Below are 11,580 nucleotides of genomic sequence, written 5' to 3'. Positions count from 1 at the left end.
GGGCGCCGACGCCCGAGCCGCCGCCGGAACCGCCGCGAAGAGCACCACAGCGCAACGGGTCTGCCGAGGGCGCCCTGCCCGCCTGGTCGGCGCGAAGACGCAAACCCGATGCGCCACAACGCAATGACCCGCCGCCCGAGGTCGAGGGTATTTCGACCGCCGCCTGGTCGCTGGCCAGCCAGGACCAGCAGCTCGTTTCCGGCCAGACGGTCGCGGGCGATCTGCTCAGGGACGGTGTCGAGCGGGCCGAACGCGCGGGCGCCGAACGTGCGGCCGACGCCGCCGGGCGGGGCAAACGCGGTCGCGGCAAACGCGATTCGGGCCGCGCCCCGGTCGACGAGCTCGAGATGTACGACGGCAAAACCGATTTCTTCGAGCCGGTCGACCTGGACGCCGAGCACGACCTCGACGACCTCGACGAGGACGAGCAGTCCGAGCACGCCACGCCGCGCCGGTCGGCCCGGGCGGCCAGGAAGGCCGAGTACGACGCCAACCGCCGCCAGTGGATGATCCTGGGTGGTCAGAGCACCGGCGCGGCCGTCGCGGGCATGCTGCTGTTCAAGGGTTTCGAGCGGATGTGGGAGATGCTCCCCTGGGTGGCGCTGGCCCTGGCGATGATCGTGATCCTCGGTCTGGTGGCGCTGGTACGGATCCTGCGCCGGACCGACGACGTGCTGAGCACTGTGATTGCGGTCGTTGTCGGCGTATTCGTCACGCTGGGGCCGCTAGCCTTTCTGCTCAGTACGAACTGAGGCAGGGAGCGCCAGTGGGGAAAACCGGACAGGCAGACCAGACCAGGGTGCACCGCGCCCCCGCTGCCGGGGCGCGACCCGCGGCGGTCACGCCGGGGGAGTCCGAGGGTGCGCCGGATCGGCGCCAGATCCTCGTCGGGCTCTCCACCGCGTCGGTGTACCCGCAGAACACCGAGGCGGCCTTCCGGTACGCGGCCGAGCTCGGTTACGACGGCATCGAATTGATGGTCTGGGCCGAACCGGCCAGCCAGAGCATCGCCACCGTGCAGTCCTATGTCCGCAAGTACGACGTGCCGGTGATCGCGATCCACGCGCCGTGCCTGCTGATCTCGCAGCGGGTGTGGGGCTCGGATCCGGTCGCCAAACTCGAACGCAGCGTGCGCACCGCCGAGGCGCTCGGCGCGCGCACCGTGGTGGTGCATCCGCCGTTCCGCTGGCAGCGGCGTTACGCCGAGAACTTCGCCGCCCAGGTGGCTGAGCTCGAGGAGCACAGCCCGGTCATCGTGGCGGTGGAGAACATGTTCCCGATGCGGGCCGACACCCTGTTCGGGCGCGGTGCCCGCTCGGTCAAACGGCTGGAGCGCCGGGGCGGGCCGGGCGTCGGGCTCACCGCGTTCAGTCCGTCTTATGACCCGACCGACACCGGTTTCGAGCACTACACCCTGGATCTCTCGCACACCGCGACCGCGGGCGCGGACCCCCTGGCGCTGGCCGCCCGGATGGGTCAGGGCTTGGCGCACCTGCATCTGGCCGACGGCCGCGGCGCCGCGCACGACGAGCATCTGGTCCCCGGCGAAGGCACCCAGCCGTGCGTAGAGGTGTGTGACACGTTGGTACGCAACGGTTTCGCCGGTCAGGCGGTCGCCGAGATCAACACGCAGAATGCCCGGACCACGCAGGCCCGCGCGGCCATGCTGCACCGCACCCTCGCCTTCGCGCGGCTGCATCTCAATGGACAGACCGCGCCCGCGCCGACCTCGGCCCGTCACGCCTGACCTGGCACTGTGACGCACGTCGCTGCCGTCCGGCCGAGTGGAATGCGCATGCGGAGCCCGCTCGTTCTACGCTGTACGAACGCCGCGTATCAGCAACCCTGATCGCCGACGCGGCAGCTGGACGACAGGAGTGACGATGACGACGGAGCTGGGACTGACACAGGTCACCGCGACCGATGCCCCGTTCAGCCAGGTACTCACGCTGACCGAGCTGGCCCCGAACATCCCCGATACCGGCCGCTACCTGGGCACCATCGGCAAGACCTGGACGATCGGCAAGAAGGTGCACGGCGGCACCATGGTCGCGGCCAGCGCGTCGGCGGGACTGAAATGGTTGCGCGTGACAGATCCGGCACTCGCCGGCATGGCACCGATCGTCGCCAGCTCCGACTTCCTCGGCGCACCCGATCCGGGCGACGTCGAATACGAGGTGCACATCCGCAAGATCGGCAGGCAGATCTGCCTGGCCGACGTGAACCTGATCCAGAACGGCCGCACACTGGTGCGCACCGCCCTCACCTTCGGCCACCTCGACGACGCCGAGCCCCGGTTCGCGCGCGAGCACAGCGACATGCCCGTCGAGCCACCGGCCGACGCGGTCGGCTACGAGCCGGGCTCCCCGATGGGCCGGATCGTGCACGTCGGCCAGGCCGCCGACCTCTACATCGACCGGGAGTGGGCCCGCTTCCTCGACGGCGAAACCGCCGAACCACGACTGCGCCTGTGGATGCGCCCGCGGCCCGCCGACGAGCAGGACCCGGACGTCGCCATGTTCTTCGCGATGATGGCCACCGACATCAGCCCGCCGGTGCCGTACAACCTCGGCCACTACGGCTGGTCGCCTACCGTCCAGATGGTCAGCTTCCTGCGCCGCAAGCCCGCCCCCGGCTGGCTGCGCGTCATCGCGACCACCCACGAGGTCGGCGGCCGCATGTTCGACGAAGATCAGCTGGTGCTCGACTCCACCGGCGCCGTGGTCGCACAGAGCCGCCAGCTGGCGCTGATTCCGGTTCGCTGAGGATCACGCGTACTCTCAGCCCGGCCGACGGCGTCGCTGATTCGGTTTTACGGAACGTAACATCTGATTTGGCCAGTACATGGGTAACTCCAGGGGTACGCCCAGAACTGTGCCGGATACCTGACCGGCGGCCCGCGATGTAACTAGAGCGGTACCTACGACCGGCAAAAGGCGCGGAGAGGCGGATATGCGAATTGCGGTTATCGGTGGCGGGCGCATAGGGGAGGCGCTTATTGCGGGTCTGCTCGAATCGGGGCGGCTGGCAAAGGACCTGGTTGTCGTCGAGACCTTTCCGGAGCGCGGCGCGCAGATCGCCGAGCGCTTCGGTGTGCGGGTGACCGATTCGGTGGCCGATGCCGCGGTCGGCGCGGACCTGCTGGTCGTCGCGGTCAAGCCCGCGGACGTGGACGCGGTGATGACCGCGCTGGGCAAGGCCGCCCTCAGCGACGACCCGAGCGTCGGCAACGACCGGGACCAGATCCTGGTCTCGCTGGCCGCGGGCGTGCCGACGGCGCGGTTGGAGGCGAAGCTGCCCGCCGGTTTCCCGGTGGTCCGGGTGATGCCGAATACCCCGATGCTGGTCGGCCAGGGCATGAGCGTCATCGCACCGGGGCGGCACACGCGGGCGCCACAGCTGGAGCTGGTGACCGAGGTGCTCGGCGCGGTCGGCAAGGTGGTGACCGTCGCGGAGTCGCAGATGGACGCGGTCACCGCGGTCTCCGGCTCGGGGCCCGCCTACTTTTTCCTGGTCGTCGAGGCCATGGTGGACGCGGGCGTCGGTCTCGGACTGACCCGCGAGGTGGCCACCCAGCTGGTGGTGCAGACCATGGTCGGCGCGGCGGCGCTGCTCGACGAGTCCGAGCAGAGCGCGGTGGAGTTGCGGGCCGCGGTCACCTCGCCGGCGGGCACCACCGCCGCCGCGATCCGCGAGCTCGAGCGTGGCGGGGTCCGCTCGGCCTTCCTGGAGGCGCTGCACGCCGCGAAGCAGCGTTCCGCCGAGCAGGGCACGGCCGCCGAATAAACAGCGCGCGACCGGTTGGTTTCCGAAGGGAAAAGCTGATTTCTCACTCCCGTCGCAGTAACACCACTGGTCCCGCTAAGCTTCAAGGAGCACGTGCGTGTCTGTTCCGCCGGTGGGGAAGCCGGCGGCGCGGACGTGCCGGAGGTCAATGGTGCAATGATGTCTAACAAGATGTCTGCAAGTAGCTCAGGAAGTTCGAGTGGCTCAGGTCCCTCAGGCGCCCGGGCTGGTTCCCGGACGCAAGGTGGTTCCGGGTCGCAGGGTCAACCCATGCTCGGCGGCACTCAGTTCCTCACGGTCGCCGAGGTGGCGAGCCTGATGCGAGTGTCCAAGATGACGGTGTACCGGCTTGTGCATTCCGGTGAGTTGCCCGCGGTGCGGGTGGGTCGTTCGTTCCGGGTACACGCCAAAGCGGTGCACGACTATCTGGAGACGTCCTACTTCGACGCCGGATGAACTACTGATCCGACCGCGCTCCACGGGGTGCGGCCCGCCGACGGACCGCGTCCGGCGGCGTTGGATCAGGCGGTTTCGAAGCTAGCTGGACGTGCCGGTACGATGGACCCTCGGTTCGTGTTCGCCCGCCGGTGGCATCACTTTGTGGTGTCCGGTGGTACCCGGCGGCGCGGACACTGGGCGTGAGGCTTGCCGAGCGACCGGTCAGTTGGCGTACGTGTGTAGCGTGCGCGCCGAGTAGAGAGACGCGAGGAACAACCCTATGGGTTCTGTGATCAAGAAGCGCCGCAAGCGCATGTCGAAGAAGAAGCACCGCAAGCTGCTTCGCCGCACACGCGTGCAGCGGCGCAAACTCGGCAAGTAAGCGCTGCGCGTCAGCTCGAAGGCCCGTCACCGTCAGGTGGCGGGCCTTTTTGTTTGAAATACCGAATTTTGAAACTACGCCGTGTGTCAGGTGACCGAAGTCATCGTTAGATCCTTGTTAATCCCAACGGAACCCGTGAACGCAGCGGCTACCCTAGGAACCGGGGAAATAAATGAAATGGGGGCTTGCCAAGGTGGGATGCGGTGGCTTCTGACGCTCGAGACGGACACGCGCCGAAGGTCGTGCTGGTGACCGGTGCCAGTCGCTTCTTCGGCGGGAACGTGGTCGCTCGTCTCGCGCAGGATCCCGACATCGAACGCATCATCGCCGTCGACACGATGACCCCGAGCCGAGAGTTGCAGCGGCGCATGGGCCGTGCCGAATTCGTTCGCGCGGACATCCGAAATCCGTTGATCCGCAAGGTGATCGACGGTGGCGCGGTAGACACCGTGGTGCACGCCGCGGTGCTGGCCAGGCCGCCGGCCGGCGCCGGGCGACCGGTGATGAAGGACCTCAACGTGCTCGGCGCGATGCAATTGTTCGCGGTGTGTCAGAAGGCGCCGACGGTGCGCACGGTCGTCGTGCGTTCCTCGTCGGCCGTGTACGGCTGCAGCGCGAAGGACCCCGCGAAATTCACCGAGGAAATGAGCGCGCGCACCCCGCCACGCGGTGAGTTCGCGCGCGACATGATCGACATCGAAGGTTTCCTGCGCGGGCTGGGGCGACGCCGCCCGGATATCGCCACCTCGATTCTGCGGCTGGCGCCGATCGTCGGACCGCGGCTGGCCGGCCGCGGCGTGCAGTATCTGCGTTCACCCATCACGCCGACGGTGTTCGGCCGCGACGCGCGCATCCAGCTGCTGCACGAGGAAGACGCGGTCGCCGCGCTGGCGCACGCCGCGCTGACCGGTCGCGGCGGCACCTACAACATCGCGGGCGACGGCGCGCTCGCCCTGTCCCAAGCGGTGCGGCGGGCAGGCCGGATCGAATTACCGGTGCCGTTCGCGCTGTTCCGCACCGCGGGCCGGGTGCTGATGGGGCCGGTGATGCGCGAATTCTCCGGCGAACAGCTCGACTATTTCCATTTCGGTTGTGGCCTGGACACCACCCGGATGCGGGCCGAACTCGGGTTCGTGCCGCGCTGGACCACGGTGCAGGCCTTCGACGACTTCATCGGGGGCGCAGCGTTGCGGCCCGTAGTCGATCCCGCGTGGATCGATGCCGCAGAGAAAAAACTGCTCGGCCTGCTCGGGGCCGGTACGGGAGCACAGCAATGAACGACGTAGCGAAAGTCATCCACCTCCACGACGTGCAGGACGAGGCGCGCCATCGGCCGACCGCGCGGCGCTGGCCGGAGCCGGTCCACGGCGAAGCGCCCAGCCCGGTGACCTCGCTGACCGAACGCTTGGCGGCCGCCGAACCGCCTGCGCCACAGTCGTTGTCGGATCTGGTGCGCGGCGCGATCGGCAAGCAGATCGGCAAGACCGCCGACTTCGCCCGCCGCCGGATCACCGGCGACTACCAGGTGGACGAGTTCGGTTTCGACGAGCACCTGCTCGAGTCCGTGCTGTTGCCCGCGCTGCGCCCGATGTCGGAGTTGTGGTTCCGGGTGCAGGTCAGTGGCATGGAGAACATTCCGGAGGTGGGCGGCGCGCTGATCGTGGCCAACCACGCGGGCACCATTCCGCTGGACGGGCTGATGCTGCAGCTGGCCATCCACGACCGGCACCCGAAGCAGCGGGCGCTGCGCCTGCTGGCCGCCGACCTGATCTTCGAAACCCCGGTGCTCGGTTCGCTCGCCCGCAAGGCGGGGCACACGCTGGCCTGCCGCGAGGACGCCGAACGATTGTTGCGCTCCGGCGAGCTCACCGGTGTCTTCCCGGAGGGTTTCAAGGGCGTCGGCAAGCAGTTCGCCGATCGCTACAAGCTGCAGCGGTTCGGTCGCGGCGGTTTCGTGGCCGCGGCGGTGCGCACCGGCGTGCCGATCATCCCGTGCTCCATCGTCGGGTCCGAGGAGATCTACCCCAAGCTGGCCGATCTGCAGCCGCTCGCCAGGCTGCTCGGTTTGCCGTATTTCCCGGTGACGCCGCTGTTCCCGTTGCTCGGCCCGCTGGGCGCGCTGCCGCTGCCGTCGAAGTGGTACATCGAGTTCGGCGCCCCCATCCCGACGACCGGCTACGAGCCGGAGGCGGCCGACGACCCGATGACCATGTTCGAGGTGACCGACCAGGTCCGCGAGATCATCCAGTCGACGCTCTACAAGCTGCTCACCAAGCGCCGCAACCCGTTCACCGGCTGAGGCGCTCGTGATCGTTTCGGGAACGGAGTCCACCAGCACCGGACCGTAGCGACCCCGTTGGTCCGGCGAACGCCGGGCACCAGTCGGTAAACCCCTCGGCCGCACTGGTTTCCGGCGTTCGCCGGACCGCCGGGTGCGCTACCGGACGGGTTGGTTCAGTGGTCGCGGCGGCGGGTGACCGCGGCCGCGACGGCGCCGCCGGCCGCGCCCAGCGCCAGGGCCGTCGGCACGCCGATCTTCGCGGCCTTGCGACCGGTGCGGAAGTCGCGGATCTCCCAGCCCCGGTTCTTCGCCACTTCCCGCAGATCCGAATCGGGGTTGATCGCGACCGCGGTGCCGACCAGCGACAGCATCGGCACATCGTTGTGGCTGTCCGAGTACGCGGTACAACGCTTGAGGTTCAACCCTTCTCGGATCGCCAGCGTGCGCACCGCGTGCGCCTTGCCGAGCCCGTGCAGGATGTCGCCGACCAGCCGTCCGGTGAACGTGCCGTCCACACTCTCGGCCACCGTGCCGAGCGCGCCGGTGAGCCCGAGCCGCTTGGCGATCACCTGGGCCAGCTCGACCGGGGTCGCGGTGACCAGCCAGACCTGCTGGCCCGCGTCCAGGTGCATCTGCGCGAGCGCCCTGGTGCCGGGCCAGATCTTGTCGGCGATGATCTCGTCGTAGATCTCCTCGCCGAGGGCAGCCAGTTCGGCGGTGGGGCGTCCGGCGATGAACGCGAGCGCTTTCTCCTTGCCGCTGACCATGTCCGAGCTGTTCTCGCGCCCGGTGACCCGGAATTTGACCTGCTTCCAGGCGACATCGACCAGATCGGAGGTCTTGAAGTACTTGCGCGCGGCCAGACCTCGGGCGAAATGCACGATCGACGCGCCCTGCACCATGGTGTTGTCCACATCGAAGAACGCCGCCGCGGTCAGGTCGCGCGGCACCTCGGGGCCGGTCTCGTCCGCCTCGGCCAGCGCCAATTCGGCGTCGTGCAGCGACAATGCGGCGTCCGCGCTGGCCTCACCGGCCAGGTTGGCCCGCAGCTCTTCCTCGCTGGGGCCGAAGGGGCTGCGCGGGATGCGGGCCAGCTGATCCTGCAGACCCTGACCGATCGGACCCAGATTCCACCGCGCCGGAAACTCGCCGAATCGTCCCGCGATGAATCCGGCCCTTGCCACCTTCGATCGTTCCGGCACCAGTACCTCCGCCCGTCGCGCGAACCACGTCCACAGTAACCGGGTCGGCCGACAGTCAGCGCAGTACCTGGCACACCGATCCCGGCGTGGCGAGGGGATTTAATATCCGCCATGACCAATCCCACACCTTCGGTGACCCTGTTGACGAGATCCGGCTGTGGCCTGTGCGCGACCGCGCTGGACCAGCTGCGGGTGATCTGCGCCGATTACGGCATCGAGCCCGCGACGGTGGATGTCGACGCGGCCGCGGCCACCGATCCCGGCCTGCGCGCGGAGTTCGGTGACCGGTTGCCGGTAGTGCTGCTCAACGGTCGTGAGCACAGCTATTTCGACGTTGACGAGGCCCGATTGCGGGCCGACCTGAGCCGCTGACCGGTAGCGATGACTGTCCGTTTCCGCCGCAGCGCTGGTCGCGGCGGAAAATGAGGCCAATTTCACCGACTTTGTGAAGGGCTGCACAAGCAGTTACGGTGGTGGCACGCGGACCCGCTTGCCGAGGCTGCGGGCCCACCGCGTAAAGACACAGCATTCCGACACTTCGACCATGGCACCGGACCGTCCCGGGTCAGAGGTCCAGCGACGAACCGTAACCCGATCGGGCCGGAACGAGGAGCCGACGACGTGACAGAGCAGCATGAGGCGCCGGGCGGCGTCTCCGGCAGGGCTCTGCAGAAGGACATCCCGCAGGCCACCGTCGCGCGACTGGCGACCTATCTCCGGGTCCTCGCCACGTTGGCCGACGAAGGTGTTGCCATCGTATCGAGTGAGGAACTCGCTGTCGCGGCGGGTGTCAATTCGGCGAAGTTGCGCAAGGACCTTTCCTTCCTCGGACCCAATGGCGTACGGGGTGTCGGCTATGACGTAGCCAGGTTGCGGGCAAGGATCGAGGATGTGCTCGGCCTGTCGCAGGGACACCGCGTGGTGCTCGTCGGCGCCGGGAATCTCGGCCGGGCGCTGGTCGGCTACGGCGGGTTCCAACGGCGTGGCTTCACCGTGGTCGGCATCTTCGACAACCACCCCGAGGTGATCGGCCTGTCGGTCGCCGGTCTGGTGGTGCGTGACGTCGCCGGGCTGGCCGAGGCGGTCGAAGCGCTCGAGCCCACCATCGCGGTCATCACCGTGCCCGACGACGCGGCCCAGGACGCCTGTGACCGGCTGGTCGCGGCGGGGCTGCAATCCATCCTGAGCTTCGCGCCCTGTGAGCTGATCGCCCCCGCGACGGTCGAACTGCGCCGGGTCGATCTCGCGGTCGAACTGCAGATGCTGTCGTTCGAGCGAGTGCGCAACGCGGACAACGCGTCCGAGGCCCGCGTGAACACCGAGACTCCGACGAACACCGAGGCCGCGCGCCCCGCCGCGGGCAGGCTCAGCCGCCGCGCGCCCACCGCGCACACCTCGGCGATCCATCAGGCACTCAAGCATTCGGCAGCCGCGCATACGGCGTCCTCGCATACGGCAACGGAGCCAAGCAGCAAGGGATCGGTGGTTACTCCATGAGTGAGCGTAGCGAGCGAATCGTGACACAGCGTGCAACGCGCGTGCCGGCGCCGAGCGCTAGCGAGGTGCTGGCATGAGTGTTCTTCTGGTCGGGATTTCGCACAGGAGTGCGCCCGTCTCGGTGCTGGAAAAGGTTGCCATCACCGACGCCGACCGACCCAAGCTGATCGACCGCATGCTCACCTCGAGTCACGTCTCCGAGGCGATGATCGTCTCCACCTGCAATCGGGTCGAGGTCTACGCCGTAGTCGACGCCTTCCACGGCGGTCTCGCCGAGGTCGGCGACCTGCTCACCAAGCATTCCGGGTTGCCGCTGCCCGATCTGACCAAGCACGCCTACGTCCGCTACAGCGAGGCCGCCGCCGAGCACTTGTTCGCGGTGGCCAGCGGCCTGGATTCGATGGTGATCGGCGAGCAGCAGGTGCTCAGCCAGATCCGCGGCGCCTACGCCTCCGCCGACGCGCAGCAGGCGGTCGGCCGGACACTGCACGAGTTGGCCCAGCACGCGCTGCGGGTCGGCAAGCGGGTGCATTCGGAGACCGGCATCGACCGGGCCGGCGCGTCGGTGGTGTCGGTGGCGCTGGATCGCGCGCAGCACGTCCTCGGTCCGCTGGCCGGGCAGACCGCGGTGGTCGTCGGCGCCGGTGCGATGGGCAGCCTTGCGGTGGCGCATCTTTCGCGGGCCGGTATCGGCAGGATCATCGTGGTGAACCGCACCATGGCGCGGGCCGCGCGGCTCGCCGAGACCGCGGGCAGTTACGGCGTCGCCGCCGAGGCGATGGAGCTGTCCAGGCTCACCGAGGCGATGGCCGTCGCCGATGTGGTCATCACCTGTACCGGCGCGGTCGGCAATGTGGTGACGCTGGCCGACACCCACCGGGCGTTGACCGAGCGCGAGCGCGGCCTCGAATCCGCCACGGGGGAGCGGCCGTTGGTGTTCTGCGACCTGGGCCTGCCCCGTGACGTCGAACACGCGGTGGCCGGACTGCCCGGCGTGACGGTCATCGACATCGAAACCCTGCAGCGCGATCCCGCCGCGGGCGCGGCCGCCGACGACACCGCCGCCGCCCGCGCGATCGTCGCCGACGAGCTCGCCAAATACCTGACCGGCCAGCGGATGGCCGAGGTCACCCCGACCGTCGCCGCGCTACGCCAGCGCGCCGCCGAGGTGGTCGAAGCCGAACTGCTGCGGCTGGATTCGCGGCTGCCCAGCCTGGCCGATCCGGAACGCGACGAGGTGGCCCGCACGGTGCGCCGGGTGGTCGACAAGCTGCTGCACGCGCCGACGGTGCGGGTCAAGCAGCTGGCCTCCACCCCGGGCGGCGACAGCTACGCCGAGGCATTGCGCGAGCTGTTCGAGCTGAAACCGGGTGCGGCGCAGGCGGTTGCCGCGCCGATGGAGATCACCGCGATCGGCGACCACGCGGGCATCCTGCTCACCGACGCCGATATCGCGCTGGCCGACGACTTCACGGCGAGCCACCGCGCCGACGAACAGGGGCACCCGGCATGAGCGCGCGGGACGAACGAACCAGCGGCACCGTGCGAAAGGCCGGGATGGCCGCGCCGAGCACCCGTGGGGTGCGGGCATGACACTCGTGCAGGAAGAGGACAACGTGACGGCAGGCAGCACCGGTGCGCCGTGGCGCATCGGTACCCGAGGCAGCTTGCTCGCGCTCACCCAGTCGGGCACCATCCGCGACGCGCTGATCGCCGCCGGACACGAGGCCGAGCTGGTCGTGGTCAAGACCGCCGGTGACCTGTCGTCGGAACCGGTGCAGCAGATCGGGGTCGGCGTGTTCACCTCGGCGCTGCGCGACGAGCTGGCCGCGGGCGCCATCGACATCGCGGTGCACTCCTACAAGGACTTGCCGACCGCCCAGGACCCGCGCTTCACCATCGCCGCCATTCCGGTCCGGGAGGATCCGCGCGACGCGCTGGTCGCCCGCGACGGCCTGGTGCTGGGCGAGCTGCCCGCGGGTGCCCGCGTCGGT

The 11,580-nt window shown here is 69.0% G+C and carries 12 protein-coding genes and 1 pseudogene; 12 read left to right on the top strand and 1 reads right to left on the bottom strand.

The features are described 5' to 3' along the window. The 8 genes from NN4_RS46505 to NN4_RS43520 all read left to right on the top strand — a co-directional run. Window positions 1-752, top strand: a 752-nt coding sequence (locus tag NN4_RS46505) for an Rv0497 family membrane protein (RefSeq protein ID WP_503826354.1), incomplete at its 5' end; no start/stop codon positions are given. A gap of 128 nt (window positions 753-880) precedes the next feature. Beyond that, window positions 881-1,747 (top strand): sugar phosphate isomerase/epimerase family protein, encoded by an 867-nt coding sequence (locus tag NN4_RS43550; protein ID WP_147144040.1) that lies wholly within the window; start codon window positions 881-883, stop codon window positions 1,745-1,747. A gap of 136 nt (window positions 1,748-1,883) precedes the next feature. Continuing rightward, window positions 1,884-2,765, top strand: coding sequence for a thioesterase family protein (locus NN4_RS43545; RefSeq protein WP_147144034.1), 882 nt, complete (start codon window positions 1,884-1,886; stop codon window positions 2,763-2,765). A 187-nt stretch (window positions 2,766-2,952) separates the two neighbouring features. Beyond that, a complete protein-coding gene (gene proC / locus NN4_RS43540) occupies window positions 2,953-3,786 on the top strand; it encodes a pyrroline-5-carboxylate reductase (protein ID WP_147144031.1) in 834 nt (277 codons plus the stop codon). Between the two features lie 171 nt (window positions 3,787-3,957). Further along, window positions 3,958-4,242: a helix-turn-helix domain-containing protein gene (locus tag NN4_RS43535; protein WP_370465384.1), complete on the top strand. Its 285-nt coding sequence runs from the start codon at window positions 3,958-3,960 to the stop codon at window positions 4,240-4,242. A gap of 262 nt (window positions 4,243-4,504) precedes the next feature. Next, window positions 4,505-4,606, top strand: coding sequence for a 30S ribosomal protein bS22 (locus NN4_RS43530; protein ID WP_003402602.1), 102 nt, complete (start codon window positions 4,505-4,507; stop codon window positions 4,604-4,606). Between the two features lie 203 nt (window positions 4,607-4,809). After that, window positions 4,810-5,883 (top strand): NAD-dependent epimerase/dehydratase family protein, encoded by a 1,074-nt coding sequence (locus NN4_RS43525; protein WP_246181434.1) that lies wholly within the window; start codon window positions 4,810-4,812, stop codon window positions 5,881-5,883. Further along, on the top strand, window positions 5,880-6,905 hold the full coding sequence (locus NN4_RS43520; RefSeq protein WP_147144027.1) for a lysophospholipid acyltransferase family protein: 1,026 nt from the start codon (window positions 5,880-5,882) through the stop codon (window positions 6,903-6,905). The genes NN4_RS43525 and NN4_RS43520 overlap by 4 nt, the downstream gene beginning before the upstream one ends. A gap of 155 nt (window positions 6,906-7,060) precedes the next feature. Here the strand turns inward: NN4_RS43520 and NN4_RS43515 are convergent, their stop codons facing one another. Next, window positions 7,061-8,014 (bottom strand): HAD family hydrolase, encoded by a 954-nt coding sequence (locus NN4_RS43515; RefSeq protein ID WP_240772544.1) that lies wholly within the window; start codon window positions 8,012-8,014, stop codon window positions 7,061-7,063. Window positions 8,015-8,200: 186 nt separating this feature from the next. Here NN4_RS43515 and NN4_RS43510 point away from each other — a divergent pair, with 186 nt between their 5' ends. From NN4_RS43510 to NN4_RS43495, 4 genes and pseudogenes are all read left to right on the top strand, one after another. Further along, the gene (locus NN4_RS43510; protein WP_107659576.1) at window positions 8,201-8,461 is read left to right on the top strand and encodes a glutaredoxin family protein; all 261 of its coding nucleotides are present in this window, start codon (window positions 8,201-8,203) and stop codon (window positions 8,459-8,461) included. Window positions 8,462-8,710: 249 nt separating this feature from the next. Further along, the gene (locus NN4_RS43505) at window positions 8,711-9,586 is read left to right on the top strand and encodes a redox-sensing transcriptional repressor Rex (protein ID WP_147144024.1); all 876 of its coding nucleotides are present in this window, start codon (window positions 8,711-8,713) and stop codon (window positions 9,584-9,586) included. A 73-nt stretch (window positions 9,587-9,659) separates the two neighbouring features. Continuing rightward, window positions 9,660-11,099 (top strand): glutamyl-tRNA reductase, encoded by a 1,440-nt coding sequence (locus NN4_RS43500; RefSeq protein ID WP_147144021.1) that lies wholly within the window; start codon window positions 9,660-9,662, stop codon window positions 11,097-11,099. A 76-nt stretch (window positions 11,100-11,175) separates the two neighbouring features. Next, window positions 11,176-11,580: pseudogene (locus NN4_RS43495) on the top strand (hydroxymethylbilane synthase); the annotation flags it as partial.

The organism is Nocardia ninae NBRC 108245 (assembly GCF_007990755.1).
Lineage (GTDB): Bacteria > Actinomycetota > Actinomycetes > Mycobacteriales > Mycobacteriaceae > Nocardia > Nocardia ninae.
This window is presented reverse-complemented; position numbering and strand designations above follow the sequence as displayed.

Excerpts from the sequence above, each read along its gene's own strand:
- NN4_RS43545 (WP_147144034.1), top strand. The coding sequence starts at position 1,884 with ATGACGACGGAGCTGGGACTGACACAGGTCACCGCGACCGATGCCCCG.
- proC (WP_147144031.1), top strand. The coding sequence starts at position 2,953 with ATGCGAATTGCGGTTATCGGTGGCGGGCGCATAGGGGAGGCGCTTATT.
- NN4_RS43535 (WP_370465384.1), top strand. The coding sequence starts at position 3,958 with ATGTCTGCAAGTAGCTCAGGAAGTTCGAGTGGCTCAGGTCCCTCAGGC.
- NN4_RS43530 (WP_003402602.1), top strand. The coding sequence starts at position 4,505 with ATGGGTTCTGTGATCAAGAAGCGCCGCAAGCGCATGTCGAAGAAGAAG.
- NN4_RS43520 (WP_147144027.1), top strand. The coding sequence starts at position 5,880 with ATGAACGACGTAGCGAAAGTCATCCACCTCCACGACGTGCAGGACGAG.
- NN4_RS43510 (WP_107659576.1), top strand. The coding sequence starts at position 8,201 with ATGACCAATCCCACACCTTCGGTGACCCTGTTGACGAGATCCGGCTGT.
- NN4_RS43500 (WP_147144021.1), top strand. The coding sequence starts at position 9,660 with ATGAGTGTTCTTCTGGTCGGGATTTCGCACAGGAGTGCGCCCGTCTCG.